Genomic DNA, 25,823 nt, shown 5'->3' with positions numbered 1-25,823 from the left:
TTGCGCCGGCAGCCCTCAACTGGCCGGCAGCCCCGCGATCCGGGCGCTGCGGGCCGCGTGGGACCCGTACAGGGTGATCGTGACGACCCCGGCCACCGCGAGCAGCGCGAGGGTGACCGTGGCCGCCCAGCCCGCCGAGTGATAGGCGAGGGCGCCCAGCGTGCCGCCGGCGCTGGAGCCGACGTAGTACGCCGACTGGTACAGCGCCGAAGCCTGCGCGCGGCCCGTCTTCGCCGTCCGGCTCACCGCCGAGGAGGCCACCGCGTGTCCGGCGAAGAAGCCCGCCGTGATCAGGACCAGGCCCAGCAGGATCGCCGTGAGGGACTCCGCCAGGGACAGGAACAGGCCCGCCGCCGTCGTGGTCACCGCCAGGTACAGCGCGCCGCGCCGGCCCAGCCGGGCCACCAGCTGCCCGGCCGCCGCCGAAGAGACCGTACCGACCAGGTAGACCAGGAAGATCGAGCCGATGAGGCCCTGCCCGAGCGAGAACGGCTCGTCCACCAGGCGGTAGCCGATGACCGTGTACACCGCCCCGAACACGGTCATGAACAGCGCCCCGATCCCGTACAGCCGCAGCAGCAGCGGATCGCGCAGGTGCCCGGAGACGGTACGTCCCACCGCGCGCGGGTTCAGCGAGGCCGGCCGGAAGAACCGGGCCCGGGGGAGGAGGACGAGGAACGCCGCCGCGCAGGCCAGCGACATCAGGCCGACGGTGAGCAGCCCGCCGCGCCAGCCCCAGGCCTGGGCCGCCCAGCCGGTGACGAGGCGGCCGCTCATGCCGCCGATGGAGTTGCCCGCCACGAACAGGCCGATCGCGGCGACCAGTGCCTTCGGCTTCACCTCTTCCGCCAGGTACGCCATCGCGGAAGCCGGGATGCCGGCGATCGCCGCGCCCTGGACGGCGCGCAGTGCGATCAGCCACTCCAGGTTCGGCGCGAAGGGCACCAGCAGGCCGACGCCGACCGCGATCACCATCGAGGAGGTCATCATCCGGGTCCGGCCGAAGCGCTCCGACAGCGCGCTGAGCGGCAGGACGAACAGGGCGAGGGCGCCGGTGGCCGCGGAGACCGTCCAGCTGGCCTGACCCGCCGTCACGCCGAAGCCCTCGGAGATGGCGGGCAGCAGCGCCTGGGTGGAGTAGAGGAGGGCGAAGGTGGCCAGTCCGGCGGCGAAGAGCGCCAGGCTGAGGCGGCGGTAGCCGGGACGGCCGGGCTCGTGCGCCTCGGGTGCGGAGGCGGGCAACGACGGGGTGGAGGCACCCGGGATGACGGATGCCCCGGTATGAGCGGGAGGCATGCTCACGACCGTAGGCCCGTGCTTTTCATGCGTCCAATGCACGGATTCGCGATAATCAATCCATCCGTGCATCAGCGCAGGTCAGATGGGTGGCTATCGATGAGTCGTTACGAAGAAGACATGGCCGTGACACATGCGCTGGCCCCGCGCCTCGCGTACTTCGCCGCCGTCGCCCGGCACGAGCACGTCACCCGCGCCGCGCACGAACTGGGCGTCCCCCAGTCCACCCTGTCGCGGGCCATGGTCCGCCTCGAACAGGACCTGGGCGTCACGCTGTTCGCCCGCAAGGGCCGTACGGTGGCGCTCACCACCGCCGGCCGCACCTTCCTCGCCTCGGCGGAACGCTCGCTGGCCGAGATCGCCCGCGCCGCCGGCTCCGTACAGCAGGACGCCGACCCGTCCTTCGGCAAGGTCGCCTTCGGCTTCCTGCACACCCTGGGCCCCGAGACCGTGCCCGGCCTGATCCGGGCCTTCCGGGCCGACCACCCCGGCGTACGGTTCTCGCTCGTCCAGAACTACGGCGAGGCCATGCTGGAGAAGCTGCGCGCCGGCGAGCTCGACCTCTGCCTGACCTCGCCGCTGCCCGACGCCCCGGACCTGGTGGCCCGGCGGCTCGACGAGCAGCGGCTGCGCCTGGTGGTCCCCGACGACCACCGGCTCGCCGCGCGCAAGCGGATCCGCCTCGCGGAGGCCGCCGAGGAAACCTTCGTCACCCTGGAGCCCGGCTACGGACTGCGCCGCATCACCGACGACCTCTGCGCGGAGGCCGGCTTCGCGCCCCGGGTCGCCTTCGAGGGGGAGGAGGCCGAGACCCTGCGCGGGCTCGTCGCCGCCGGTCTCGGTGTGGCGCTGCTGCCGCCGCCCGCGGTGGCCCGGCCCGGGGTCGTCGAGCTGACGGTCACCGCTCCGCGCGCGGTCCGCGAGATCGGGGTGGCCTGGCGCGACGGGCACCCGGACACGCCTCCGGTGGCGGAGTTCAAGAAGTTCCTGCTGTCCCGTCGGGGGCGGCTGATTCCGGAACTCCAGCCGGAGGGCGCGTGAGCGGGGCCGAGGCATCCGCAGGTGCGGCGGATGCCGCGGACGCGGCGGATGCCGCCGAGGCCGCCGCCGTCGCCGACAGCAGGAACCCGGCCTGGAAACGGGACTTGGCCCCCACCGCCCGCATGATCTCGGCGATGTGGCGCTGACAGGTCCGCTCCGACATGCCCAGCCGACGGGCGATGACCTTGTCCTCCAGCCCCTCCGCCAGCAGCCGCACGATGGTCTGGCGCAACTCGTCGGAGATGGAACGGGCCTGCTCCGGCCCGATGGTGGTGCTGAAGGGCTCGGCCTCCGACCAGCAGCGCTCGAAGGTCTGCACCATGAAATGGACGACATTGGGCTCGCGCACCACCAGCGCGGCCTTGATGTCGTCCTGCACCTCCATCAGCCCGGTGTGCCGGTCGACGAGGATCATCCGCATCAGCCCGTCGCCGACGGTACGGACCTGCGAGCCGAGCGCGGTCACCCGCTCGACGTAGGCCGCCGTCGGGCGGGAGTAGCGGGCGGTGTGCTGGTAGAGGGTGCGCATCCGTACGCCCCGGGTCAGCATCGCCTCGTCCCGTACCACCGCTCCCTCCAGGGTCGCGGTGCTGCGGCCGCCGCCCGGGTGGCAGGTCAGCACCTCGGTGGCGGCCGAGGCGACGAGTTCCCCGATCAGGTCCTGCAGCGCGGCCGGGTCGGTGACCAGCTCCAGGGCGTTCGCCCCGCCCCGGTCGCGCAGGTCGGTGCCCGCCTCGTAGGAGGGGAGCAGCTCCTCCAGCCGTTCGCGCAGCCGGTCCATCTCGTCGTGGGTCTCGCGCACCCGCAGGGCCAGCGGGGCCAGCGTGCGGGCCACCGCGGCTCGCGGGGACACGGCGCTCCAGCGCACCGGCGCGGGCTCGGCGCCGTCCCCGGTGCCGTCCGCGCCGCCGTCGGGGGCAGCGGCCGGGAGGGAGCGGGGCTGGATCAGGTGGGCCGCGGCGAGTTCGGCGAGGCCGGCGCCGACGGACTCGCCGAGCGACTCGGCGGCTTCCGTCTCGGAGAAGGCGTACCGCTCGGCCGCGTACGCGTAGAGACGCCGCGCCACGGAGCTCAGTTGGTCCGTTTCATCCGATGGCATATACATATTCGTCCCGGACTGTGCCGATTCGTTAACCCCTCGTGTTCCCGCAAGGCACCAAAACGATGCCCTCCGATCTTCGTGAGGATAGGCCTAACCGGCACAGTGGTACCACGGCGTTCTCGGGGGAGGGCGCGGGCACCCCTTGGGTCCGCGCTTCGCCGTCGTGGCACCGCGCCCTCGCGCGGGCGCGTGCCTCAAGGTGGTCGCGCCGGGCCCGCCCGTGTCGTCCGACCGGGAGGGGCCGGTGCGGCCGGCGCGGACGTCCGCGCGCGACCACCGCCACATCCGGCGCCCGGCCGCCTTCAGCCGCGTCGCAGGGACCGGCCGTAGCCCGAGGCGAGCGGCATCCGCAGGCCCAGCGGCGGGGGAGCCGCCAGCGCGTCGGTGACCGGCCGCGAGTACGGCCCGCTGAAGACGGAGCCGAGCACGAAGTCCACGGACAGGGCCACGACTTCGTCCTGGTGCTCGCGCAGTCCGTGCCCGTCGGAGTGCACCTCGAAGCGGCACGTCGTACGGTTCGCCTTCTTCGCCCGCGTGGCCAGCCGGTACGACAACTCCGGGTCGCTGCGCGCGTCGTTGGTGCCGTGCACGATCAGGACCCGGCGCCCCGAAAGCTGCTTCACCGGTTCGGGGGAGTCCTCGGCGGACTGCCGGGGCAGCGAAGGGGCGAGCGCCAGAACGGAGTTGACCGCCTCGTGGCCGGCCGCGGCGAGCGCCGCCCGGCCGCCCGCGTCGTACCCGGCCAGGCACACCGGGACGTCCCCGTACATCCGGACCACCTCGTCCGCGGCCCACTCGGCGTCCCCTTCGCGGGTTCCCGCGCCGTGGATGACCTGGTGCGTGACCAGCCCGTCCGCCGCGCCCGCACGGGCCAGGGCCCGAGCCAGCGGACGCACCGGACCGGGGGACAATCTGGACGCTCCGGGGAGAAGGAGCACCACACCACTGACCGTTGAGACCGAGCCGGTCGCGCCGGCCGCCCGCCCCAGGCGGGCTCCGCGCGCCGGCGGCGCATCATGTGCCATGACGGAACAGTCTCAGACGCCGAGGTGTACGCCACCCGTCCGCGCGGTCACTGTTACATATCGGGGGTGGACTCCGTCTCACCGCTCTACGCGCGTAGGAGCTAGAGTGCCCAGATGACGAGCGAGACCCCCAACCTGCCCACCCCGGATCAGATCCGCCGCTCCCCGAAGGTGCTCCTGCACGACCACCTCGACGGTGGCCTGCGCCCCGGGACCATCATCGAGCTGGCCCGCGAGGTCGGCTACGAGAACCTTCCCGAGAGCGACGCCGACAAGCTCGGCATCTGGTTCCGGGAAGCCGCCGACTCCGGTTCCCTCCCGCGCTACCTGGAGACGTTCGCCCACACCTGCGCGGTCATGCAGACGAAGGCGGCCCTCTTCCGGGTGGCCGCCGAGTGCGCCGAGGACCTCGCCGAGGACGGCGTCGTCTACGCGGAGATCCGCTACGCGCCCGAGCAGCACCTGGAAGCCGGGCTGACCCTCGAAGAGGTCGTCGAGACGGTCAACGAGGGCTTCCGCGAGGGTGAGCGCCGCGCGAAGGCCAACGGCCACCGGATCCGCGTCGGCGCGCTGCTGACCGCGATGCGGCACGCGGCCCGCGCGCTGGAGATCGCGGAGCTGGCCAACCGCTACCGCGACAACGGCGTCGTCGGCTTCGACATCGCCGGTGCGGAGGCCGGGTTCCCTCCCACCCGCCACCTCGACGCCTTCGAGTACCTCAAGCGCGAGAACAACCACTTCACCATCCACGCGGGCGAGGCCTTCGGTCTGCCGTCGATCTGGCAGGCCCTGCAGTGGTGCGGCGCCGACCGGCTCGGCCACGGCGTGAAGATCATCGATGACATCGAGGTCGCCGCCGACGGTTCCGTGACGCTGGGCCGCCTGGCCTCGTACGTCCGGGACAAGCGGATCCCGCTGGAGATGTGCCCGACGTCGAACCTGCAGACGGGCGCGGCGGTCTCCTACGCCGAACACCCGATCGGCCTGCTGCGGAAACTGCACTTCAGGCTGACCGTCAACACCGACAACCGGCTGATGAGCGGCACCAGCATGAGCCGCGAGTTCGAGCACCTGGTCGACACCTTTGGCTACTCGCTCGAGGACATGCAGTGGTTCACCGTCAATGCGATGAAGTCCGCGTTCATTCCTTTCGATGAACGACTGGCCATGATCAACGACGTGATCAAGCCCGGTTATGCGGAGCTGAAGTCGGAATGGCTGTTCCGTCAGACCGCTTCCACCAGCGGTTCCGTCTCGGCCTAGGCCAGAGCGTGACGGACTGAAAGCGCCCGGGAGGAGCAATTCCCGGGCGCTTTCTCGTATTTGATGATGTTTGCGGGAGGGGGTTTGAAGTGACTAGTTTGCGGAGCCGCTCATTTCCCCGTCGCAAGGACGATTCTTCATGAAGCAGTCAGCTGCCAAGACCCTCGGTGTTGCCGCTCTCGGTGCCGCCTTTGCCGCCGTCGCCGCCGGTACCGCCTCGGCCGCCGTCCCCGCAGTCGGTCTCAGTGACGCGCTGGGCACCGTCACGGGGGCGGTCCAGGGCGCGACCAGCCAGCAGCACGTGACCGCCGAGGACGGCCAGCAGGCCCCCGAGGCGACCGACCCGGCCGCCGCGCTCGGCACGGTGACCGGCCTGCTCGGCGGTCTGCCGACCAGCGGCCTCGGCGCCTGATCCACTCCGGATCTCCGCTCGGATCCGTACGCGACCCGTACGCGATTCGTACGCACGCCCACGCGGCGCACACCTCTTCGAGCAGGTGTGTGCCGCGTCGCGGCATGTGCCAGGATCACCGCCAACTGCCCGTCAAACACCTGGGTATGAGGTTGCGACCATGCGCATGAAGGCACGAACGGCCACGGCCGTGCTACTCCCCGCCCTGCTGTCCGTGACGGTGGGCTGCGGGAGCACCAACACCCCCGCCTCCGGCAAGGGGCCGGACCCGAAGGGCTCCGCGAGCGCGCCCGGGCAGGCGGGGTCGTCCGGCGCGTCCGCCGCGGCCGGAGCCTCGGGCTCGGCGGGCACCGGCGGAGCCGGTGAGACGGGCGCCACGGCCGCCGCGGGCGGTACGGCCGGCCCCCGGCGGGGCGCCGGCCGGCTGGAGCGCGCCGCCCTGGAACAGGGCGACCTGACCGGCTACCAGATCTCCGCGAACGGCAAGAACCCGAACGCCCCCGACGGCCAGCCACAGGCGGACCGCAAGGCCTGCCAGCCGCTCGCCGACATCATGGGCGACAAGCCCGACCCGGCGGCGCGCGAGACCGTCAACCGGGGCATCGGCTCCCAGAAGCAGCTGGGCCTGGCCGTCTCCGCCTCCGTCAGCTCCTACGCCGAATCCGACGCCAAGGCGCTGATCGCCCGGCTGAAGGACGCCGTGGCCGCCTGTGCGGGCGGCTTCACCGCCACCGTCGAGAAGCAGACCGGCACCTACCGCGACGTGAAGGCGGCCGACTACAAGACGGGCGGCGACGAGAGCGTCAGCTGGACCACGACCGCTGCCGCCGAGGGCGTCACCGCCCAGGTGCACCTGGTCGTCGTGCGCCAGGGGGACACCGTCATGCGCCTCATGGCGCTCAACGTCACGGGCGGCCGCCAGACCCCCCAGGTCCCGCACGAGGTCGCGGACAAGCAGCTCCAGAAGGTCCGCGCCGCGCGCTGAATTCCCGCTGTTCGCGTGGTGCCCGCTCCGGCCGGCCGATTACCAGCCGGCGGCGGCGGAAGAGGTGCTCGACTTCTCGTTGGGCAGGAGCACCCACAGCGCCAGGTAAAGCAGGAACTGCGGTCCGGGCAGCAGGCACGAGACGACGAAGATGATCCGCATCGTGTTCGCGGACATTCCGAATCGGCGCGCCAGACCGGCACAGACTCCGCCGATCCATCGTCCGTCACGGGGGCGGGCAAGGGCGCTCATGGTCTCTCCTCGGTCGTTGTGCGGTCCGCGGAATGTTTTTCCGCGATGCCTCAATACTCCCGCTGAACAGAGGACAGAACGTCGGTCCAGGGGCCGAGCCCGACCCTGGTAATTCTCGGGGTCCTCCCCTGAGAACGCCGCAGGCGGAGCCTCAGGGCCGGCATCACGGCCACGTGCGCGAGCATCACGCCGAGGGTGTTCAGCAGCACCGAATCCACGTCGACCACCTGACCCGGGACCGCCATCTGGAACATCTCGATGCCGACCGAGACCAGCGCGCCCGCGGCGGCCGTCCGGGCCAGCGAGGACCACGTGGCCAGCGGCGAAAGCTCCACACGGCCGCTGACCAGCGGCAGCAGCACGCCGAGCGGGGCCAGCAGCGCCAGCCCGCCGCCGATCCGGCGGGTGGCCTCCAGGGGCCCGAGGGAGAGGTCCGCCCTGATCCCCTCCAGCGGGGTCAGATTGGCGGCCGCCGCCCAGGGCACGTCCAGCGGGCGCAGCATCAGCCAGCCGACGAGGAGGAGGTGGGCGACCAGCAGGACCCCGGCGAGGAGCCGGATCCACTGCTGTACCGCGGCGCTGCCGCTGCCCTTGACACGGTTGCCCTTGAGACGGTGCACGCCAGTGGAGACGCGGGTTCCGGCGTCCGCGGTTCCGGGGAAACCGCCGGTCAGCCCGTGGCGAGCAGCACAATCAGGATGAGCGCGCCGAACACCGCGGGCGCGATGATCTCGTACGACCAGGAGACCTTCACGGAGCCCTGGGCGCCGGGCCGCGAGGCGCCGCGCTCCTGCAGTTCCCGCAGATCCTCCACGATCTGGTCGGCGGAGGCGCGGCGGACCTCCTCGTCCGGAGCCTTGGCCTGGCCGTTGCCCAGGCCGAGCCGGCCCGCCTGACGGCGGTTGGCCTTCTTGCGCTCCCGCAGGGAGACCGGAATGGACCACAGCTGGTACGTCGCCCCCTCCGCCAGCACCTCGGCGGAGAACCGGGCGCGCACGGTGTCGACGGCGGCCCAGGGCAGCTCGATGACCCGGAAGGGGTTGCGCACGCGCAGCCGGTCGGCGCCGGCGAAGACGGCCGGACGGACCGTGAACGCGACGATCAGCGGGGTCACGCACAGGGCGACGGCGAGGGCGATCCACGGGATGTTCCCCGCGCCCCGCACCACGGCGTCCCCGCAGAGCCACGCGAGCAGCGCCAGCAGCACCACCCCGGTGACGGTGGCCATCGGGGAGCGGTAGACCCGGTCGTCGTACGCCGGCTCTTCGGTGGGCTGATCGCTGCTCATGCGGCCGATTGTGCCTCAAGCCGTCTCAGCCCACGAGATCGGCATACAGGATGATGTTGTCGGGCCGGTGACCGTCGGTGATTTCACCGCCGCAGGTGATCACGCGCAGCTCGGGGCGGGCGGTGTTCCCGTAGACCTTCTCGGTGGGGAAGCGCTTCTTGTCCACCTGCTCCAGCTCGCGGACCCGGAAGACGGCGGTGCTGCCGTCCTCGCGGGAGACGGTCACCTCGTCGCCGGCGCGGACGCGGGAGACGTCCTTGAGCACGGCCGGGCCGCGGACGGTGTCGAAGTGGCCGATCAGCACGGCGGGCCCGGTCTCACCGGGGGTGACGCCCTTGTCGTACCAGCCGATCTTGTCCCCGTCGGCCACGGAGGGCACCTCGACGGTGCCGTCGGCGGCCAGGCCGAGCGACAGCAGGGGCGAGGCGTCGACCCCGGCCGCGGGGATCCGTACGCGTACGGGCGCCGAAGCGGCCATCGGGGCGGCCGTCGCCGGGGCCGCCGGAGCGGAGGTCGGGGCGACGGCGGGCGGCGCGGAGGCCGTGGCCACGGCCGGGGCGGAGGGCGCGGCGGCGGGCGAGGCGCCGCCGCAACCGGTCAGCACGGAGGCGAGGAGGGCGGCGGCGATCAGCGGGCCGGCGGTGCGACGGTTCAAGGGAGGCTCCGGTGAAACGGGCCGCGGCGGGCCACCTGGGGTGGCCCGCCGGAGGCGAGTAGGGATCCGAACGGGGTGTGGGTCAGCCCTGGGTGCGGCGGCGCAGGAACAGGCCGGCGCCGAGCGCGCCGACGACCGCGATCAGACCGGCTCCGGCCGCCACCGTGGTGCTGTTGTCGGTGTCGGTGACGGTCTCGACCGGCAGTTCGGCACCCGCGGCCACCGGGCCCTTGGGGACGACGACGGTCTGCGGGGCCGGCTTCGGCTTCGCCGGGGTGGTGGAGGGCTTCGGCTTGGGCGTGACGGGCGGCGTGTCGTTGGCGAACTCGTAGTTCGGCTTGCACCCCTTGGGGAACGCGGGGAACGAGGTCCGGCCGATCGGCGTGGAGCCGCCCTGGGTCTTCCACTCGAAGACGGGTGTGGCGCTGCTGGGGTTCACGATCCGGGCCATGATGCCCGCGGACTTGGGCAGCGAGGGCTCCTTGCGGCTCAGGGTGGCCCAGGGGGCGTCGCCCGAGGCGGACCTGAGCGAGGCCACCGGGCCGTACTCGGCGACGCGCAGCTCGGCTATGACGCCGGCGCCCATGTCCACCTGCTTGAGCCCCGAGCGGCAGTCGACGCCGGGCCGGCCCTTCGGCAGGGGGAAGGACTTCTCGGTGCCGCCGTCCTTGGCCACGACGAGGAGCGGGGTGGCCGACTCCAGGTGGGTGAGGGCGAAGAGCGTGCCCTGGATCTTCTCCTTGGTGTGCGACCGGTCGAGGGACACCAGCGGCTTCGGCCTGGTCGCTCCGTCCTCCACGATGTGGATCACGGCGCGGGGCCCCTCCTTCGCCGTGTTGCTCACGAACGCGATCAGGTTGTCGCCGATGTCGATCTTCTCGACCGGGGACGCGGCCGCCTTCGTCGAGCCGGCCGCGTGCGGTGCCGACGCCGCGAAGGCGGCGCCCGCGGCGGGCGCGAGCAGCGCGCCGGCGAGGGCGGCGGTGACGATCGAGGTGCGGAGGGCGGTACGCATAACGACTCCTGAAGCGTGGGTGAGGAGAGTGGAGGAGAGTCGCATGCCGCGTTGAGTCTGTTCGGTCGGTTTCACCGGGTCAGGTGTGGCGGGCTGCTGAGAAAAAATGTACGGATCTTGTGCGGGTGAACGATCCCCTCCGTGTCATGGCCGCGTAACAGCAAACGGGCTGTCGGATTCCGAAAGGGCCGGAGCAGGGGATGCCCCGCCGCCACCCGCGTGACCTGCGCGTCTGGCGCCCGGGGAAGCTCCGGGACAGGACCCGGGGAACGGCCTGCGGCGGGCCACCGAGGGTGGCCCGCCGCAGGCGAGTCGGGATCCGGACAGGCGGGGATCAGCTGTCAGCCCTGGGCGCGGCGGCGCCGCAGCACCACGCTCGCGCCGAGCGCGCCGAAGGCCGCGATCAGAGCGGCGCCGGCCGCCACCGTGGTGGCGCTGTTGGTGTCCCCGGTCGTGGAGGCCGCGGCGACCGGGGCGACCGGGGCGGGCGCGGCCGCCGGGACGACGGCGCCGGCGGCGACTCCGCCCTTGGGCACCACGGAGGTCTGGCCGACGGTCTGCGTCTTGGGGCCGGTCGGCGTGGTGGCGCTCGGCTTGGCGGAGGGCCCGGTCGACGGCTTGGTCTCCGGCTGCGGCTTCTGGGTCGCCGGCTGGAAGGTGAAGTCGAAGGTGCAGCCCTTCGGCAGCGCGGGGAAGGTCGCGTGGCCGTACGGCGTGGAGCCGCCCTGGGTCTTCCACTCGAAGACCGGCTTGGCGGAGCTCGGGTTCAGGATGCGGGCGACGATGCCGGCGCCCTTCGGCAGGGAGGGGTTGGCGCGGGTCAGCGAGGTGTGCCCGCCCTCGCCCTCCTCGGCGAACTCCAGCTGCGCGACCGGACCGTTCGGGCCCGTCATCAGCAGGGCCACCGCGCCCGCCCCTATGGACTGCCTGACCGGCTCGGACAGGCACTCCGGGCCCTGGCCCTTCGGGAACGGGTGGGTGGTCGTCTTGCCGTCCTTGGTCACCGACAGGAGCGGGTGGTGCACGTCCTCCTCGACGAACCGGAGCCGCAGGCCGTCGACCGTGGCCGTGGGGTGCTTGACGTCCACCACGGCCAGGACGCGGCCCATGTAGCTGTCACCCTGCTTCCAGTCCTTCGGGACGGCGCGGACCCAGGCCTCGGGGCCCTCGGACTTGTTCCGCAGCACCGCGACCACGCCCTCGGAGATCAGGACGGGCGTACCGGCGTAGCGGTCGGGGACGGTGGACGAGGCGGCGGCGGGACGCGCCGGCGTGGCGGCGAAGGCGGACCCGGTGGGAGCGAGCAGGGCCCCGGCGAGGACGGCGGCGGCGAGGGCGGTGCGGGCGGCGGAACGCATGAAGACTCCTGGAAACGGAATTCGGAAAGGGAAGGTGTGCCGCACTCCGCGTTGCTCCGGTCGGGCTTTCGTCCGGTGATGCCGGCGGGCTGCTGAGAAAGAATCTACGGATCATGTGTGGGTGGAATATCCACCTCTCGTCATGGCCGTGTAACTGCCACCGGAGTCACCAAATCCCCTTCCGTGCCTAGCAGTTGTCCGGACCCGGGGAAGCCCTGGAAACGCCGAACGCCGGGCCGCCACGAGCGCGGCCCGGCGAGGTGCGGGGAGAGGCGGGGAGAGGCGTCGTGCCGGGTCAGCCGTGGTGCGGCGTGATCTCGTAGGCGGGCTTGCACCCCTGGGGCAGCACGGGGAAGGAGGTGCTTCCGAGCGGGGTGTGCACGCCGCCCTGGGGGTTCGACCACTCGTAGCGGGGGTGCGCGCCGCTCGGGTCCACGATGCGGGTGTCCCGGCCCTCCGGATCGGTACGGGTCAGCGTCAGCGACCAGGTCCGGGACGGGTCGGCGGAGTGCGCGAAGGCCTTGGGGCCCTCCGGGGACATGGTCAGGTCGGCGACGCCGCCCTCCCCGATGTCGACCCGCTTGACCGGCGAGACGCATGGGGAGGCCGGGGCCGACGCCGCGAGGGAAGAACCGGCGGCCGGGAGGAGCAATCCGCCCGCGAGGGCGGCGCAGGCGAGGGACGTGTGGAGGGCGGAACGCATGGCGACTCCTGAGGCGTGGGGGGAAAGGATCTTGCGCGTGTGAACGATCTGTTCCCCCTTCGGGCGGCGTCACCGCAAAACGGCGTGTCCGATTCCGAATGAATCGGGGGGAGGGGGTGACAGGCCGCTACGCGCGTAGATATGCTCATGTGGTGACCATGCCCACCACCCTCACCGCATTCGCTGACGTGACGACGTCCGACAGTGCGCTGCGCCGCTTCCTGCACGGGCTGCCCGGCGTCGACGCTGTCGGCCTGGAGGCCCGCGCGGCCTCCCTCGGCACCCGCTCGATCAAGACGACGGCCAAGGCGTACGCCATCGACCTCGCCATCTCGATGATCGACCTGACGACGCTGGAAGGCGCGGATACCCCGGGCAAGGTCCGGGCGCTCTCCGCCAAGGCCGCCAACCCCGATCCGACCGACCGCACCACGCCCATGACGGCCGCCGTCTGCGTGTACCCGGACATGGTGGCCACGGCCAAGGCCGCCCTGAACGGCGCCGACGTCAAGGTCGCCTCCGTCGCCACCGCCTTCCCGGCCGGCCGCGCGGCCCTGCCCGTCAAGCTCGCCGACACGGCCGACGCCGTGGCCGCCGGCGCCGACGAGATCGACATGGTCATCGACCGTGGAGCCTTCCTCGCCGGCCACTACCTCGACACCTACGAGCTGATCCGCTCCGTCAAGGCGGCCTGCGTCCGCCCCGACGGCAGCGCGGCCCGCCTCAAGGTGATCTTCGAGACCGGCGAGCTGTCCACGTACGACAACATCCGCCGCGCCTCCTGGATCGGCATGATGGCCGGGGCGGACTTCATCAAGACCTCGACCGGCAAGGTCGGCGTCAACGCCACCCCCGCGAACACGCTCCTCATGCTCGAAGCCGTCCGTGACTTCAAGGCGCAGACTGGAATCCAGATCGGCGTGAAGCCGGCCGGCGGCATCCGGACCACCAAGGACGCGATCAAGTTCCTGGTCCTGGTCAACGAGACCGTGGGCGAGGACTGGCTGTCCAACCACTGGTTCCGCTTCGGAGCCTCCAGCCTGCTCAACGACCTGTTGATGCAGCGCCAGAAGCTGAGCACCGGCCGCTACTCCGGTCCCGACTACGTGACGGTGGACTGATCACCATGGCATCGCTTTTCGAGTACGCACCCGCTCCCGAGTCGCGCTCGGTCGTCGACATCGCTCCCTCCTACGGGCTGTTCATCGACGGCGAGTTCACCGACGCGGCGGACGGCAAGGTCTTCAAGACCGTCTCCCCGGCCTCCGAAGAGGTCCTCTCCGAGATCGCGCAGGCCGGCGCCGCCGATGTGGACCGCGCCGTGAAGGCCGCCCGCAAGGCCTTCGAGAAGTGGTCCGCGCTGCCCGGCTCCGAGCGCGCCAAGTACCTCTTCCGCATCGCCCGGATCATCCAGGAGCGCAGCCGCGAGCTGGCCGTCCTGGAGACTCTCGACAACGGCAAGCCGATCCGGGAGACCCGCGACGCGGACCTCCCGCTCGTCGCCGCGCACTTCTTCTACTACGCGGGCTGGGCCGACAAGCTCGACCACGCGGGCTACGGTGCCAACCCGCGCCCCCTCGGCGTGGCCGGCCAGGTCATCCCGTGGAACTTCCCGCTGATGATGCTCGCGTGGAAGATCGCCCCGGCGCTCGCCACCGGCAACACGGTCGTGCTCAAGCCGGCCCAGACGACCCCGCTCTCCGCGCTCTTCTTCGCGGACATCTGCCGCCAGGCGGGCCTGCCCAAGGGCGTCGTCAACATCCTCACCGGGTACGGGGACGCCGGCGCGGCCCTCGTCGAGCACCCGGACGTGAACAAGGTCGCCTTCACCGGCTCCACCGCCGTCGGCAAGGCCATCGCGCGCCAGGTCGCCGGCACCTCCAAGAAGCTCACCCTGGAGCTGGGCGGCAAGGGCGCCAACATCGTCTTCGACGACGCCCCCATCGACCAGGCCGTCGAGGGCATCGTCAGCGGCATCTTCTTCAACCAGGGCCAGGTCTGCTGCGCGGGCTCGCGCCTGCTGGTCCAGGAGTCGATCCACGACGAGCTGATCGACTCGCTCAAGCGCCGGCTGACCACGCTGCGCCTGGGCGACCCGCTCGACAAGAACACCGACATCGGTGCGATCAACTCCGCGGAGCAGCTCGCCCGGATCACCGCCCTCGCGGACACCGGCGAGGCGGAGGGCGCCGAGCGCTGGTCGGCGCCGTGCGAACTGCCGAACGCCGGCTACTGGTTCGCCCCGACGCTCTTCACGAACGTCTCCCAGTCGCACACCGTCGCCCGCGACGAGATCTTCGGCCCGGTGCTGTCCGTGCTGACCTTCCGCACGCCCGACGAGGCCGTGGCCAAGGCGAACAACAGCCAGTACGGCCTGTCCGCCGGCATCTGGACGGAGAAGGGCAGCCGCATCCTCGCGGTCGCCAACAAGCTCCGCGCGGGCGTCGTCTGGGCCAACACGTTCAACAAGTTCGACCCGACCTCGCCCTTCGGCGGCTACAAGGAATCGGGCTTCGGGCGCGAAGGCGGCCGTCACGGCCTGGAGGGCTACCTCGATGTCTGAGTCTGCTGCGTCTTCTACGGCGCGTCTGAGCGTCTTCAAGACCTACAAGCTGTACGTCGGGGGCAAGTTCCCCCGCTCCGAGAGCGGCCGGGTGTACGAGGTGAGTGACTCGAAGGGCAAGTGGCTGGCCAACGCCCCGCTGTCCTCCCGCAAGGACGCCCGTGACGCGGTCGTCGCCGCCCGCAAGGCCTTCGGCGGCTGGTCGGGCGCGACCGCGTACAACCGCGGCCAGATCCTCTACCGCGTCGCCGAGATGCTGGAGGGCCGCCGCGAGCAGTTCGTCCGCGAGGTCGGCGAGGCGGAGGGCCTGTCCAAGACGAAGGCCGCGGCCGTCGTCGACGCGGCGATCGACCGCTGGGTCTGGTACGCGGGCTGGACCGACAAGATCGCCCAGATCGTGGGCGGGGCCAACCCGGTCGCGGGCCCCTACTTCAACCTCTCCACCCCCGAGCCGACCGGTGTGGTCACGGTCGTCGCCCCGCAGGCCTCGTCCTTCCTGGGCCTGGTCTCCGTGATCGCCCCGGTGATCGCCACCGGCAACACGGTCGTCGTCATCGCCTCCGAGAAGGCGCCGCTCCCGGCGCTCTCCCTCGGCGAGGTGCTGGCCACCTCCGACCTGCCCGGCGGCGTCGTCAACATCCTGTCCGGCAAGGCCGCCGAGATGGGCCCGCACCTGGCGTCCCACCAGGACGTCAACGCGATCGACCTGGCGGGCGCCGACGAGGCCCTGGCCAAGGAGCTGGAGATCGCGGCCGCGGACAACCTCAAGCGCGTCCTGCGTCCACAGCCTGTGGACGACTGGAGCGCCGACCCGGGCACGGCGCGCATGACGGCGTTCCTGGAGACCAAGACCGTCTGGCACCCGACCGGGTCGCTGGGTGCGGGCGGGTCCTCGTACTAGCGGACCCCCCACGAGAGGGCTCGGCCCTTCCCCGAAGACGGGCCCCGGCAGTGTCCCCCGCGCTGTCGGGGCCTCTTCATGCCCTACGGGAGCTACTTGCCGCCCGTCAGGGGGCCCAGGAGCGAAGACGCCGCGGCGGTGGGCAGCTGCCCGACCGAAGGCCCCTGGGTCAGGATGCCCGTGACCATGCCGGTGCCGACCGACGGGAAATCCGCGACCTGGGTGGCGACGCCGTTGTCGAGGGGATCCACGCCGGTGTGGGCCAGCGGATTCACCTTGAGGTTCGAGATCGGGTCGGAGACCCCCGCGAGGGCCGCCGGAACATCGAGCTCGCCCGCCTGGGCACCCCCGGCGGCCATCGCGAGGGCCGCGCCGGCCATCGACAGAGTCAGGCCTGCGGTGCGCAGCGCCTTGGTGTGGGGGGCTTTGGGGGCTGCGTGACGTGCCATGGATTCCCGCCTGTGGGCTCGTACGGACTCGTGATCGCGTGCGCACGCAGCGTAGTGGAGGTGTGATCCTGGATACCAACGGACCTTTGGGTAGGTCCCCTGCGCGAGCTAATAGTTCACACTGTTGTTCCGTGAGCTGTTCTTCTCCTTTGCCTACGCGTGTCGTCCTGCTGACCGGACCCTCGGGCTCCGGCAAGTCCTCGCTGGCGGCTCGTTCCGGGTTGCCCGTGCTGCGCCTGGACGACTTCTACAAGGAGGGCGACGACCCCACCCTCCCGCTCGTCGAGGGGAGCGCCGACACCGACTGGGACTCGCCGCTGTCCTGGGACGCGGAGGCGGCCGTGGCCGCGATCGCCGAGCTGTGCGCGGCCGGGCGGACCGAGGTGCCCGTCTACGACATCTCGACCTCCTCGCGGACCGGTACCGAGTCGCTGGACATCTCCCGCACCCCGCTGTTCATAGCCGAGGGGATCTTCGCGGCCGACGTCGCCGTGCGGTGCCAGGAGCTGGGGCTGCTGGCGGACGCGATCTGCCTGCGCGGGCGGCCCAGCACCACCTTCCGGCGGCGCCTGGCCCGTGACCTGCGCGAGGGCCGCAAGTCGGTGCCGATGCTCCTGCGGCGCGGCTGGCGGCTGATGCGGGCCGAGCGCGGGATCGTGGCCCGTCACACCGCACTGGGGGCTCACGCGTGTGGCCGAGACGAGGCGCTCGGGCGGCTCGCCGCCGCCGCGGCGGGGCGCCACCGGGCCGCGGCCGCGGTGTAGACGCCAAAAGGCGGGACCGCGCGGACCCCCGTCCGCTCGATCCCGCCCTTTGCCCCCGTGGCCCCCGTCCCACCCCCGCAGGACGGGCCCCCTGGCCCTTTGGTCTTGTGGTGCCGGCCGGTCCTACGCGACCAGGTCCTCGAAGGACTCGGCCTCGTCGCGGCCGAAGCTCAGCGCCTCGTCCTCGCGCATGCGGCGCAGCGAGCGCCAGATGCTCGACTTCACCGTGCCGACGCTGATGCCGAGGATCTCCGCGATCTCCGGGTCCGTGCGGCCCTCGTAGTAGCGGAGCACCAGCATCGTGCGCTGCGGCTCCGGGATGCGGGTGAGCGCCTGCCACAGCACGGCGCGCAGCTCCGTACCGCCCATGGCGTCCGTGTCCGAGGCCGTCTCCGGCAGCTCTTCCGTCGGGTACTCGTTCAGCTTGCGCCGGCGCCAGGCGCTGATGTGCAGGTTCGTCATCGTGCGCCGCAGGTACCCGCCGACGGCGGCCTTGTCGCTGATGCGGTCCCAGGCGCGGTACGTGGAGAACAGCGCGGTCTGCAGCAGGTCCTCGGCCTCGTAGCGGTCGCCGGTCAGGTGGAAGGCCGTCGCGTAGAGGGCGGCCCGCCGTTCCTGCACGTACGCCGTGAACTCGGCCTCGTTGGAGGAGTCCGGGACGTCCGCGGAGCCCGGCGTGCGCTGGGCGGGGACGGAGGGGCGCTCGTAGGTCTTCGCGTCGATGGCCACCACGTGCGCCGGCCGCCGGGAAGGGGCCGTCGCCGTACGGATTGCCGTGCGGCGGTTCACATCGTGCAGCCGCGTGACAACCGCGCTGGTGGTGATGCTGTGCAGCGTGTTCATCTCGCGCCCCCCGTCGTGGAGTCTGTCTGGTCCGTTGCCAAGAAGACTGCCCGGCCGACATAACCGCGGTGTCCTGCGACTGTCACAGGCCTGTCACAGGGTCCGTGCCGGGATTGGAAGTGCGGGGAGGTCGAAGTCCCGCGGGGCGATGGGACAGAATGAGCCCGTGCCTTTCCTGTTGCTCATCGAGGACGACGACGCCATCCGCACGGCCCTCGAACTCTCCCTGTCACGCCAGGGCCACCGTGTGGCCACCGCGGCGACGGGCGAGGACGGCCTCAAACTGCTGCGCGAGCAGCGGCCCGACCTGATCGTGCTCGACGTCATGCTGCCCGGAATCGACGGCTTCGAGGTGTGCCGGCGCATCCGCCGAACCGACCAGCTGCCGATCATCCTGCTCACCGCGCGCAACGACGACATCGACGTGGTCGTCGGCCTGGAGTCGGGAGCCGACGACTACGTGGTCAAGCCCGTCCAGGGGCGGGTGCTCGACGCCCGCATCCGTGCGGTGCTGCGCCGCGGCGAGCGCGAGTCCACCGACACCGCGGTCTTCGGCCCGCTGGTCATCGACCGCTCCGCCATGACCGTGACCAAGAACGGTGAGGACCTCCAGCTCACCCCGACCGAGCTGCGGCTGCTCCTGGAGCTCAGCCGCCGGCCCGGCCAGGCGCTCTCCCGCCAGCAGCTGCTGCGGCTGGTGTGGGAGCACGACTACCTCGGTGACTCGCGGCTCGTCGACGCCTGCGTGCAGCGGCTGCGCGCCAAGGTCGAGGAAGTGCCCTCGTCGCCCACCTTGATCCGTACCGTGCGGGGCGTCGGCTACCGGCTGGACTCCCCGCAGTGATCCGAGCCCTGTTCGCGGGCCGGCGCTGGACCAGCCTGCGGCTGCGGCTCCTCGTCGTGTTCGCACTGGTCGCGCTGACGGCCGCCGTTTCCGCGTCCGGGATCGCCTACTGGCTCAACCGCGAGGCCGTCCTGACCCGGACCCAGGACGCCGCCCTCGGCGACTTCCGGCAGGAGATGCAGAACCGGGCCGCGGCCCTGCCCGCCGACCCGACGCAGGAGGAGCTGCAGCACACCGCCGAGATGATGGCGGGCAGCAGCCCCGGTTACAGCGTGCTGCTGGTGGACGAGAAGGACGGCCGCAAGGTCGCCGGGACCGCCGGTCCCGACGCCTTCTCGCTGGCCGACGTACCGAAGTCGCTCCAGCACGCCGTCGACGACCGGCAGAAGACCACCTCGGCCAACGACGCCGCGTACCACGTGTACTGGCAGCGGACGAAGCCCGACGGGAACCCCTACCTGGTCGGCGGCACCCGGATCGTGGGCGGCGGCCCGACCGGCTACATGTACAAGTCCCTCGCCCAGGAGCGCGACGACCTCAACGCCCTGGCCTGGTCGCTGACCATCGCCACCGGCCTCGCGCTGCTCGGCTCCGCGCTGCTCGCGCAGGCCGCGGCCCGTACGGTGCTGCGGCCCGTGCAGCGGCTCGGCGACGCGGCGCGCCGGCTCGGCGAAGGGGAGCTGGACCACCGGCTCGAGGTGTCGGGGACGGACGAACTCGCGGACCTGGCCCACACCTTCAACAAGACGGCGGAGGCGCTGGAGAAGAAGGTCGCCGACATGAGCGCGCGGGAGGAGTCCAGCCGGCGTTTCGTCGCGGACATGTCCCACGAACTGCGCACGCCGCTGACTGCGCTGACGGCGGTCGCCGAGGTGCTGGAGGACGAGGTCGAGTACCTCGACCCGATGATCGCACCGGCGGTGGGGCTCGTCGTGAGCGAGACCAGGCGGCTGAACGACCTCGTGGAGAACCTCATGGAGGTCACCCGCTTCGACGCGGGAACGGCGCGGCTGGTGCTGGACGACGTGGACGTCGCCGACCAGGTGACGGCGTGCATCGACACGCGGGCGTGGCTCGACGCGGTCGAACTCGACGCGGAGCGCGGGATCGTGGTGCGGCTCGACCCGCGGCGGCTCGACGTGATCCTGGCGAATCTGATCGGCAACGCGCTCAAGCACGGCGGATCGCCGGTGCGGGTCTCCATCCGGGTGGAGGGGGACTGGCTGGTGATCGCGGTACGGGACAACGGGCCGGGCATCCCCGAGGCCGTACTGCCGCACGTCTTCGACCGGTTCTACAAGGCGAGCGCGTCGCGGCCGAAGTCGGACGGCAGCGGGCTCGGCCTGTCCATCGCGATGGAGAACGCGCACATCCACGGCGGGGACATCACCGCGGAGAACGGGGCGCAGGGCGGTGCGCTGTTCACGCTGCGGCTGCCGGTGGACGTGGGGAAGGTGATCGCCGGTGAAGACGAGGAGTAGGACGGAGCGCGGGACCGCGGGGCGCGGTGCGGTGCTCGGCGCGACGCTCGCTACGACGGCCGTCGTGGTGGCCCTGGGCCTGTTGTCCCTGGGCGCCCTGACCGGCTGCGGGATCCGGGCGACCACCGTGCCGGTGGACGTGGGACCGGCGCCCTCGCGGGTCTCGTGCAAGACCCCGGCCGGCGCCGCGGCGGGAACGGGCGGGGTGCAGGGCATCCGGGCCACGGTGGAGCTGGTCTGCGGGGCGCAGCTGGTGGGCGTCCAGCGGGTGGTGCCGGTGTCGGAGAAGCAGCCCGCGCGGGACGTGGCGGGGCTCGTCACCCAGGCCCTGCTGGAGGCGCTCCAGCGGGAGCCGTCCGCGGAGGAGCGGGAGGCCGGCTTCACGACCGAGGTGCCGGCCAACCTGACGGTCTCGGCGCCGCGGCCGGGCGATCCGGCGGGCGCGGTGCGGCTGAGCCGCAAGCCCGAGGACCTGCCCCCGGTGGCGCTGTCGCAGCTGGTGTGCACGCTCGCGGAGAGCGACGCGGTGTCGGCGGGGCCGGGCCCGGTGGTCCTGGGCGGTCCCGACGCGGATCCGCCGCGGGCCTGGGAGTGCACGGACGCCGTCCGCTCCCGCCCGGAGTCCGTCGCGACCCTGGGCGACGTGGTCCGGCCGTCGGCGACGCCCTCGCCCTCGGCTTCCTGACCCGGTCAGGACGAAGCCGGTCATGACGAAGGCCCCCCGGGCAGGAGCTCGGGGGGCCTTCGTACGGCCCGGCGGGTCGCCGGACGGAGTCCGGCGCAGCGGCGCGAAGCCCGCGCAGCGGTGCGAGCGGCGCGTGAAGGATCAGATGCCGGCGGCCGCCGCCAGGTCCTTCTTGATCGCGTCCAGGACCTCCTGGCCGCGGGCGCGGGCCGGGAGCAGGTCGGCGGCTTCCGCCACCGGGACCACGACCTCCAGGTAGCACTTCAGCTTGGGCTCCGTGCCGGACGGGCGGACGATCACCCGGGCCTTGTAGTCGCCCTCCAGGTAGTAGCGCAGCCCGTCCGTGGGCGGGAGCGTCGCCGTGCCCTCGTTCAGGTCCTCCGCCGAGGTGACCCGCAGGCCCGCCAGCGAGGCCGGGGGCTCCGCGCGCAGGGCCGCCATCGCCGAGGCGATGACCGACAGGTCCTCCACGCGGACCGACAGCTGGTCGGTGGCGTGCAGACCGTGCTCCATCGCCAGGTCGTCCAGCAGGTCGGTCAGGGTCCGGCCCTGTTCCTTGAGCTCCGAGGCCAGTTCCGCGACGAGCAGGGCGGCCGTGACGCCGTCCTTGTCGCGGACGCCCTCGGGGTCCACGCAGTAGCCGAGCGCCTCCTCGTACCCGTAGCGCAGGCCCTCGACGCGGGAGATCCACTTGAAGCCCGTCAGGGTCTCCTCGTAGCCGACGCCCGCGGCCTCCGCGATCCGCCCGAGGAGGGAGGAGGAGACGATGGACTCGGCGAAGACGCCCCGCGCCCCCTTGTGCACCAGGTGGGCGGCGAGCAGCGCGCCGACCTCGTCACCGCGCAGCATCCGCCAGCCGGAGGCCGAGGCCGGGTCCGGGACGGCCACCGCGCAGCGGTCGGCGTCCGGGTCGTTGGCGATCACGATGTCGGGGTCGACGCGGGCGGCCGTCGCGAAGGACAGGTCCATCGCGCCCGGCTCCTCCGGGTTGGGGAAGGCCACCGTCGGGAAGGCCGGGTCCGGCTCCGCCTGCTCGGCCACGAGGACCGGGGCGGGGAAGCCGGCGCGGGCGAAGGCGGCCAGGACCACGTCCTTGCCGACGCCGTGCATGGCCGTGTAGACGGTCCGCACGCCCCGGGGGGAGCCGGGGGTGAGGACGGCGTCCGTACGGGCCAGGTAGGCCTCCAGGACCTCGTCGCCGAGGTCCTGCCAGCCGTCCTCGGCCCGCGGTACGTCGGCCAGCGCGGCGATCGCGTCGATCTGCGCGGCGATCTCCGCGTCGGCCGGGGAGACGATCTGCGAACCGTCGCCGAGGTAGACCTTGTAGCCGTTGTCCCGGGGCGGGTTGTGGCTGGCGGTCACCTCGACGCCGGCGACGGCGCCCAGGTGCCTTATGGCGTACGCCAGGACGGGCGTCGGCAGCGGACGGGGCAGGACGGCGGCGCGCAGGCCGGCGCCGATCATGACCGCGGCGGTGTCGCGGGCGAAGTCGGCCGACTTGTAGCGGGCGTCGTAGCCGACGACGACCAGGCCGTCGGCGTGGCCCTGGGCCTTGAGGTAGGCCGCGAGGCCCGCCGCGGCCCGGATCACCACGTTGCGGTTCATCCGCATCGGGCCCGCGCCCAGCTCGCCGCGGAGTCCGGCGGTGCCGAACTGCAGCATGCCGGAGAAGCGGTCCGCGAGCTCGGTGGTGTCACCGGCCTCGATGAGCTTGGCGAGCTCGTCGGCCGTCTCCGGGTCCGGGTCCTCGGCCAGCCAGGCCTGGGCCCGTGCGATCAGATCGTCCTGCGCGTCCACGTCCTGCACGTCCTGCACTACCTCTCGTCGGTCGGTCGGGTCGCTCGATCAGATCCGGGCGAGGACCTGGGTCAGCAGCTTGCCCATGCGCGAGGCCGAGTCGCGGCCGGCCTGGAGCACCTCTTCGTGGTTCAGCGGCTCGCCGGAGAGGCCCGCCGCCAGGTTGGTGACCAGCGAGATGCCGAGCACCTCGGCGCCGGCCTCGCGGGCGGCGATGGCCTCCAGCACGGTGGACATGCCGACCAGGTCGGCGCCCATGACGCGGATCATGTTGATCTCGGCCGGGGTCTCGTAGTGCGGGCCGGGGAACTGCACGTAGACGCCCTCTTCGAGGGTCTCGTCGATCTCCTTGCACATCGCGCGCAGGCGCGGCGAGTACAGGTCGGTCAGGTCCACGAAGTTCGCGCCGACGATCGGCGAGGTGGCCGTGAGGTTGAGGTGGTCGCTGATCAGGACCGGCTGGCCGGGCTTCATGCCCTCGCGCAGGCCACCGCAGCCGTTGGTCAGGACGATGGTCTTGCAGCCGGCGGCGACGGCCGTGCGCACGCCGTGGGCGACGGCGGCGACGCCGCGGCCCTCGTAGTAGTGGGTCCGGCCGAGGAAGAGCAGCGCGCGCTTCTCGCCGATCTTGTACGAGCGGATCTTGCCGCCGTGGCCCTCGACGGCGGGGGGCGGGAAGCCGGGCAGCTCGGTGACCGGGAATTCGGCCTCGGGCGCGCCGAGCGCCTCTGCGGCGGGGGCCCAGCCGGAGCCCATCACGAGGGCGACATCGTGGGTCTCGGCGCCGGTGAGCTCGCGCAGGCGGGCGGCGGCGGCGTCGGCGGCGGCGAAGGGGTCGGTAACAGATGCGTTCACGCGGAAGAGCGTAGCCGCTCTTCGCCTACGCGCGTAGATGGCGCAGCTCACGGTGTTCGGATCGTTGCCTTGTCGTTTCCGACGAATTGTCCCGGCGCATCGCGGGGGCGTCCCGGGGCCGCCGTTCGGAAGGGCGGTGCCGGAAGGGCGGCGGGGGATTCAGCAGGGCCGCTTGCGCAGTTCCATCACGTAGTCGTGCGGGGCACCCGCGGATTCCGCCGCGTCGGCGAGTTCGCCCAGGTAGCGGGCCGAGGGCAGGCCGCCCTCGTAGCCGTTGAGGACGTACACCCAGGCCGCTTCCTCGCCGTCCAGCGTGTGCACGCGCACCCGCATCCGACGGTAGATGTCGAGCCCGACGCCCTCCCACCGGTCCATGGAGTCCTCGTCGAGCGGGGCCACGTCGTACAGCGCGACGAAGACCTGGTGGCGCGGCGCTTCCACGATCGTGGCCAGCGCGCCCTCCCAGCCCATCTGCTCGCCGCCGAAGGTCAGCCGCCAGTCGTTGATCCAGCCCGTTCCGCGCAGCGGCGAATGCGGAGCACGGCGCGTCATCAGCCGCGGGTCGAGGTTGCCGGCGTACGCGGCGTAGAGCGACATGTGGTCGAGGGTACGGGAGGGGCGGGCTCGACCGTGCTCCCGGCCGCGTACGGGGCCCGCGTCCCGGATGGTGGGACCGGGCGTGAAGCACCTTGATGCGTGCGGGACAATGACGTACGGAATGCATCCCCCGGGGAGACCCCCCGGAAGCCCCGGCCGGGGCGGCAGCCGGCCGGGTAGACGTGAGGCGGAGTTTTCGTGACCCGGATCGTGATCATCGGCGGCGGACCCGGCGGGTATGAGGCGGCCCTCGTGGGGGCCCAGCTCGGCGCGGAGGTGACCGTCGTGGACTGCGACGGTCTGGGCGGCGCTTCGGTGCTCACCGACTGCGTGCCCTCCAAGACTCTCATCGCGACCGCCGAGGTCATGACGACCTTCGACTCGTCGTACGAGGAACTCGGCATCGTCGTCGCGGACGACACCCCGCACATCGAACAGGCCGCGCGCGTCGTCGGCGTGGACCTCGGCAAGGTGAACCGGCGCGTCAAGCGCCTCGCGCTCGCCCAGTCCCACGACATCACCGCGTCGGTCACCCGGGCCGGCGCCCGCGTCGTACGGGGCCGCGCCAAGCTCGGCGGCCCGCAGGGCATCGACGGCACGCGGGACGTCATCGTCACCGCCGCCGACGGTTCGGAGACGATCCTCACCGCCGACGCCGTGCTCATCGCGACCGGCGGCCACCCCCGCGAGATCCCCGACGCGATGCCCGACGGCGAGCGGATCCTGAACTGGACCCAGGTCTACGACCTCGAAGAGCTCCCCGAGGAGCTCATCGTGGTCGGGTCCGGCGTGACCGGCGCCGAGTTCGCCGGCGCGTACCAGGCCCTCGGCTCCCGGGTGACCCTCGTGTCCTCCCGCGACCGGGTGCTCCCCGGCGAGGACCCGGACGCCGCCGCCGTGCTGGAGGACGTCTTCCGGCGCCGCGGCATGAACGTCATCGGCCGCTCCCGCGCCGAGTCCGCCAAGCGGGTGGGTGACCGGGTCGAGGTCACCCTCTCCGACGGCCGGGTCCTCACCGGCACGCACTGCCTGATGGCGGTCGGCGCGATCCCGAACACGAGCAACATGAACCTGGAGGAGTCCGGGGTCAAGCTCAAGGAGTCCGGGCACATCTGGACCGACAAGGTCTCGCGCACCTCCTCGCCCGGCGTGTACGCGGCCGGCGACGTGACCGGCATCTTCGCCCTGGCCTCGGTGGCCGCCATGCAGGGGCGCATCGCGATGTACCACTTCCTCGGCGACGCGGTGGCCCCGCTGAACCTGAAGACGGTCTCCTCGAACGTCTTCACCGACCCCGAGATCGCCACCGTCGGCTACACCCAGGCCGACGTGGACTCCGGCAAGATCGACGCCCGGTGCGTGAAGCTCCCGCTGCTGCGCAACCCGCGCGCCAAGATGCAGGGCATCCGGGACGGCTTCGTGAAGCTGTTCTGCCGGCCCGGCACCGGGATCGTCGTGGGCGGCGTGGTCGTCTCCCCGCGCGCGAGCGAGCTCATCCACCCGATCTCGATCGCCGTCGACAACAACCTGACGGTCGAGCAGATCGCAAACGCGTTCACCGTGTACCCCTCGCTGTCCGGGTCGATCGCCGAAGTCGCCCGCCAGCTGCACACGCGGAAGGCCTCCGGCGAGGCGTAAGTACCGATAAC

27 protein-coding genes are annotated in these 25,823 nt (G+C 72.1%); 12 read left to right on the top strand and 15 right to left on the bottom strand.

Features of this window, described 5'->3' with window-relative positions; all coding sequences use genetic code 11:
* Nucleotides 1-15 precede the first annotated feature (15 nt).
* Entirely contained in the window at nt 16-1,296 is a 1,281-nt protein-coding gene (locus ACFYYB_RS16315) for an MFS transporter (protein ID WP_389435873.1), read from the bottom strand.
* Between the two features lie 99 nt (nt 1,297-1,395).
* On the opposite strand from ACFYYB_RS16315, the gene ACFYYB_RS16310 reads away from it, so the two are divergent.
* Nucleotides 1,396-2,337, top strand: a complete 942-nt coding sequence (locus tag ACFYYB_RS16310) for a LysR family transcriptional regulator (protein ID WP_389435872.1) — start codon at nt 1,396-1,398, stop codon at nt 2,335-2,337.
* Here the strand turns inward: ACFYYB_RS16310 and ACFYYB_RS16305 are convergent.
* Nucleotides 2,273-3,436, bottom strand: coding sequence for a LuxR C-terminal-related transcriptional regulator (locus tag ACFYYB_RS16305; RefSeq protein ID WP_389435871.1), 1,164 nt, complete (start codon nt 3,434-3,436; stop codon nt 2,273-2,275). The genes ACFYYB_RS16310 and ACFYYB_RS16305 overlap by 65 nt on opposite strands.
* A 305-nt stretch (nt 3,437-3,741) precedes the next feature.
* Nucleotides 3,742-4,464 carry an alpha/beta hydrolase gene (locus ACFYYB_RS16300; protein WP_389435870.1) on the bottom strand — a complete coding sequence of 241 codons (723 nt, stop codon included), beginning with the start codon at nt 4,462-4,464 and terminating at the stop codon, nt 3,742-3,744.
* A 114-nt stretch (nt 4,465-4,578) separates the two neighbouring features.
* Here ACFYYB_RS16300 and ACFYYB_RS16295 point away from each other — a divergent pair, with 114 nt between their 5' ends.
* The 3 genes from ACFYYB_RS16295 (at nt 4,579) to ACFYYB_RS16285 (ending at nt 7,124) form a co-directional block, all read left to right on the top strand.
* Entirely contained in the window at nt 4,579-5,727 is a 1,149-nt protein-coding gene (locus tag ACFYYB_RS16295; protein WP_327304966.1) for an adenosine deaminase, read from the top strand.
* 139 nt (nt 5,728-5,866) lie between these two features.
* A complete protein-coding gene (locus ACFYYB_RS16290; RefSeq protein WP_389435869.1) occupies nt 5,867-6,139 on the top strand; it encodes a hypothetical protein in 273 nt (90 codons plus the stop codon).
* A gap of 166 nt (nt 6,140-6,305) precedes the next feature.
* A complete protein-coding gene (locus ACFYYB_RS16285; RefSeq protein WP_389435868.1) occupies nt 6,306-7,124 on the top strand; it encodes a sensor domain-containing protein in 819 nt (272 codons plus the stop codon).
* A gap of 39 nt (nt 7,125-7,163) precedes the next feature.
* Here the strand turns inward: ACFYYB_RS16285 and ACFYYB_RS16280 are convergent, their stop codons facing one another.
* The 7 genes from ACFYYB_RS16280 to ACFYYB_RS16250 form a co-directional block, all read right to left on the bottom strand.
* Entirely contained in the window at nt 7,164-7,376 is a 213-nt protein-coding gene (locus tag ACFYYB_RS16280; RefSeq protein WP_389435867.1) for a PspC domain-containing protein, read from the bottom strand.
* A 50-nt stretch (nt 7,377-7,426) separates the two neighbouring features.
* Nucleotides 7,427-7,996: a VanZ family protein gene (locus tag ACFYYB_RS16275; protein WP_389435866.1), complete on the bottom strand. Its 570-nt coding sequence runs from the start codon at nt 7,994-7,996 to the stop codon at nt 7,427-7,429.
* Nucleotides 7,997-8,046: 50 nt separating this feature from the next.
* Nucleotides 8,047-8,664, bottom strand: coding sequence for a PH domain-containing protein (locus ACFYYB_RS16270; protein ID WP_389435865.1), 618 nt, complete (start codon nt 8,662-8,664; stop codon nt 8,047-8,049).
* A 25-nt stretch (nt 8,665-8,689) separates the two neighbouring features.
* The gene (locus ACFYYB_RS16265; protein ID WP_389435864.1) at nt 8,690-9,319 is read right to left on the bottom strand and encodes a class F sortase; all 630 of its coding nucleotides are present in this window, start codon (nt 9,317-9,319) and stop codon (nt 8,690-8,692) included.
* 82 nt (nt 9,320-9,401) lie between these two features.
* Nucleotides 9,402-10,334, bottom strand: a complete 933-nt coding sequence (locus tag ACFYYB_RS16260) for a hypothetical protein (RefSeq protein WP_389435863.1) — start codon at nt 10,332-10,334, stop codon at nt 9,402-9,404.
* 341 nt (nt 10,335-10,675) lie between these two features.
* The gene (locus ACFYYB_RS16255) at nt 10,676-11,692 is read right to left on the bottom strand and encodes a hypothetical protein (protein WP_389435862.1); all 1,017 of its coding nucleotides are present in this window, start codon (nt 11,690-11,692) and stop codon (nt 10,676-10,678) included.
* Between the two features lie 295 nt (nt 11,693-11,987).
* The gene (locus ACFYYB_RS16250; protein WP_389435861.1) at nt 11,988-12,395 is read right to left on the bottom strand and encodes a hypothetical protein; all 408 of its coding nucleotides are present in this window, start codon (nt 12,393-12,395) and stop codon (nt 11,988-11,990) included.
* Nucleotides 12,396-12,553: 158 nt separating this feature from the next.
* Between ACFYYB_RS16250 and deoC the strand changes: the two genes are divergently transcribed.
* The 3 genes from deoC to ACFYYB_RS16235 are packed head-to-tail and all read left to right on the top strand — an operon-like array spanning nt 12,554 to nt 15,859.
* Nucleotides 12,554-13,516, top strand: a complete 963-nt coding sequence (gene deoC / locus ACFYYB_RS16245; RefSeq protein ID WP_266912778.1) for a deoxyribose-phosphate aldolase — start codon at nt 12,554-12,556, stop codon at nt 13,514-13,516.
* Between the two features lie 5 nt (nt 13,517-13,521).
* On the top strand, nt 13,522-14,958 hold the full coding sequence (locus ACFYYB_RS16240) for an aldehyde dehydrogenase family protein (RefSeq protein WP_389435860.1): 1,437 nt from the start codon (nt 13,522-13,524) through the stop codon (nt 14,956-14,958).
* Nucleotides 14,951-15,859: an aldehyde dehydrogenase family protein gene (locus ACFYYB_RS16235; RefSeq protein WP_389435859.1), complete on the top strand. Its 909-nt coding sequence runs from the start codon at nt 14,951-14,953 to the stop codon at nt 15,857-15,859. Before ACFYYB_RS16240 ends, ACFYYB_RS16235 begins: the two co-directional genes overlap by 8 nt.
* A gap of 92 nt (nt 15,860-15,951) precedes the next feature.
* On the opposite strand, the gene ACFYYB_RS16230 is transcribed toward ACFYYB_RS16235, so the two are convergent.
* Nucleotides 15,952-16,308, bottom strand: a complete 357-nt coding sequence (locus ACFYYB_RS16230; protein WP_327304954.1) for a hypothetical protein — start codon at nt 16,306-16,308, stop codon at nt 15,952-15,954.
* 65 nt (nt 16,309-16,373) lie between these two features.
* Here ACFYYB_RS16230 and ACFYYB_RS16225 point away from each other — a divergent pair, with 65 nt between their 5' ends.
* Entirely contained in the window at nt 16,374-17,072 is a 699-nt protein-coding gene (locus ACFYYB_RS16225; RefSeq protein ID WP_389436221.1) for a uridine kinase, read from the top strand.
* Nucleotides 17,073-17,195: 123 nt separating this feature from the next.
* Here the strand turns inward: ACFYYB_RS16225 and ACFYYB_RS16220 are convergent, their stop codons facing one another.
* Nucleotides 17,196-17,915 carry a SigE family RNA polymerase sigma factor gene (locus ACFYYB_RS16220; RefSeq protein WP_389435858.1) on the bottom strand — a complete coding sequence of 240 codons (720 nt, stop codon included), beginning with the start codon at nt 17,913-17,915 and terminating at the stop codon, nt 17,196-17,198.
* 166 nt (nt 17,916-18,081) lie between these two features.
* On the opposite strand from ACFYYB_RS16220, the gene afsQ1 reads away from it, so the two are divergent.
* The 3 genes from afsQ1 to ACFYYB_RS16205 are packed head-to-tail and all read left to right on the top strand — an operon-like array spanning nt 18,082 to nt 20,925.
* A complete protein-coding gene (gene afsQ1, locus ACFYYB_RS16215; RefSeq protein ID WP_254382550.1) occupies nt 18,082-18,759 on the top strand; it encodes a two-component system response regulator AfsQ1 in 678 nt (225 codons plus the stop codon).
* A complete protein-coding gene (locus ACFYYB_RS16210; protein WP_389435857.1) occupies nt 18,756-20,240 on the top strand; it encodes an ATP-binding protein in 1,485 nt (494 codons plus the stop codon). Before afsQ1 ends, ACFYYB_RS16210 begins: the two co-directional genes overlap by 4 nt.
* Entirely contained in the window at nt 20,224-20,925 is a 702-nt protein-coding gene (locus ACFYYB_RS16205; protein WP_389435856.1) for a hypothetical protein, read from the top strand. Before ACFYYB_RS16210 ends, ACFYYB_RS16205 begins: the two co-directional genes overlap by 17 nt.
* A 141-nt stretch (nt 20,926-21,066) precedes the next feature.
* Here ACFYYB_RS16205 and ACFYYB_RS16200 read toward each other — a convergent pair whose 3' ends face one another.
* The 3 genes from ACFYYB_RS16200 to ACFYYB_RS16190 form a co-directional block, all read right to left on the bottom strand.
* Nucleotides 21,067-22,722 carry a phospho-sugar mutase gene (locus tag ACFYYB_RS16200; RefSeq protein ID WP_389436220.1) on the bottom strand — a complete coding sequence of 552 codons (1,656 nt, stop codon included), beginning with the start codon at nt 22,720-22,722 and terminating at the stop codon, nt 21,067-21,069.
* Nucleotides 22,723-22,770: 48 nt separating this feature from the next.
* The gene (locus ACFYYB_RS16195; RefSeq protein ID WP_327304950.1) at nt 22,771-23,577 is read right to left on the bottom strand and encodes a purine-nucleoside phosphorylase; all 807 of its coding nucleotides are present in this window, start codon (nt 23,575-23,577) and stop codon (nt 22,771-22,773) included.
* Nucleotides 23,578-23,736: 159 nt separating this feature from the next.
* Nucleotides 23,737-24,174, bottom strand: coding sequence for a gamma-glutamylcyclotransferase (locus ACFYYB_RS16190; protein ID WP_112449900.1), 438 nt, complete (start codon nt 24,172-24,174; stop codon nt 23,737-23,739).
* Nucleotides 24,175-24,372: 198 nt separating this feature from the next.
* Between ACFYYB_RS16190 and ACFYYB_RS16185 the strand changes: the two genes are divergently transcribed.
* Complete coding sequence (locus ACFYYB_RS16185) at nt 24,373-25,812, top strand: NAD(P)H-quinone dehydrogenase (protein ID WP_389435855.1); 1,440 nt, start codon at nt 24,373-24,375, stop codon at nt 25,810-25,812.
* The last annotated feature ends 11 nt before the right edge of the window (nt 25,813-25,823 follow it).

The sequence above is a fragment of the Streptomyces sp. NPDC002886 genome, from assembly GCF_042888445.1.
In the GTDB taxonomy this organism is placed as follows: Bacteria; Actinomycetota; Actinomycetes; order Streptomycetales; family Streptomycetaceae; genus Streptomyces.
The sequence above is the reverse complement of the archived record's forward strand: the minus strand, read 5'-3'. Positions and strand labels throughout refer to the sequence as shown.

What these genes read in the sequence shown, in the direction of transcription:
- ACFYYB_RS16315 (WP_389435873.1), bottom strand. Translation starts at nt 1,296, where the DNA reads ATGCCTCCCGCTCATACCGGGGCATCCGTCATCCCGGGTGCCTCCACC.
- ACFYYB_RS16310 (WP_389435872.1), top strand. Translation starts at nt 1,396, where the DNA reads ATGAGTCGTTACGAAGAAGACATGGCCGTGACACATGCGCTGGCCCCG.
- ACFYYB_RS16305 (WP_389435871.1), bottom strand. Translation starts at nt 3,436, where the DNA reads ATGCCATCGGATGAAACGGACCAACTGAGCTCCGTGGCGCGGCGTCTC.
- ACFYYB_RS16300 (WP_389435870.1), bottom strand. Translation starts at nt 4,464, where the DNA reads ATGGCACATGATGCGCCGCCGGCGCGCGGAGCCCGCCTGGGGCGGGCG.
- ACFYYB_RS16295 (WP_327304966.1), top strand. Translation starts at nt 4,579, where the DNA reads ATGACGAGCGAGACCCCCAACCTGCCCACCCCGGATCAGATCCGCCGC.
- ACFYYB_RS16290 (WP_389435869.1), top strand. Translation starts at nt 5,867, where the DNA reads ATGAAGCAGTCAGCTGCCAAGACCCTCGGTGTTGCCGCTCTCGGTGCC.
- ACFYYB_RS16285 (WP_389435868.1), top strand. Translation starts at nt 6,306, where the DNA reads ATGAAGGCACGAACGGCCACGGCCGTGCTACTCCCCGCCCTGCTGTCC.
- ACFYYB_RS16280 (WP_389435867.1), bottom strand. Translation starts at nt 7,376, where the DNA reads ATGAGCGCCCTTGCCCGCCCCCGTGACGGACGATGGATCGGCGGAGTC.
- ACFYYB_RS16270 (WP_389435865.1), bottom strand. Translation starts at nt 8,664, where the DNA reads ATGAGCAGCGATCAGCCCACCGAAGAGCCGGCGTACGACGACCGGGTC.
- ACFYYB_RS16260 (WP_389435863.1), bottom strand. Translation starts at nt 10,334, where the DNA reads ATGCGTACCGCCCTCCGCACCTCGATCGTCACCGCCGCCCTCGCCGGC.
- ACFYYB_RS16255 (WP_389435862.1), bottom strand. Translation starts at nt 11,692, where the DNA reads ATGCGTTCCGCCGCCCGCACCGCCCTCGCCGCCGCCGTCCTCGCCGGG.
- ACFYYB_RS16250 (WP_389435861.1), bottom strand. Translation starts at nt 12,395, where the DNA reads ATGCGTTCCGCCCTCCACACGTCCCTCGCCTGCGCCGCCCTCGCGGGC.
- deoC (WP_266912778.1), top strand. Translation starts at nt 12,554, where the DNA reads ATGCCCACCACCCTCACCGCATTCGCTGACGTGACGACGTCCGACAGT.
- ACFYYB_RS16240 (WP_389435860.1), top strand. Translation starts at nt 13,522, where the DNA reads ATGGCATCGCTTTTCGAGTACGCACCCGCTCCCGAGTCGCGCTCGGTC.
- ACFYYB_RS16235 (WP_389435859.1), top strand. Translation starts at nt 14,951, where the DNA reads ATGTCTGAGTCTGCTGCGTCTTCTACGGCGCGTCTGAGCGTCTTCAAG.
- ACFYYB_RS16230 (WP_327304954.1), bottom strand. Translation starts at nt 16,308, where the DNA reads ATGGCACGTCACGCAGCCCCCAAAGCCCCCCACACCAAGGCGCTGCGC.
- ACFYYB_RS16220 (WP_389435858.1), bottom strand. Translation starts at nt 17,915, where the DNA reads ATGAACACGCTGCACAGCATCACCACCAGCGCGGTTGTCACGCGGCTG.
- ACFYYB_RS16190 (WP_112449900.1), bottom strand. Translation starts at nt 24,174, where the DNA reads ATGTCGCTCTACGCCGCGTACGCCGGCAACCTCGACCCGCGGCTGATG.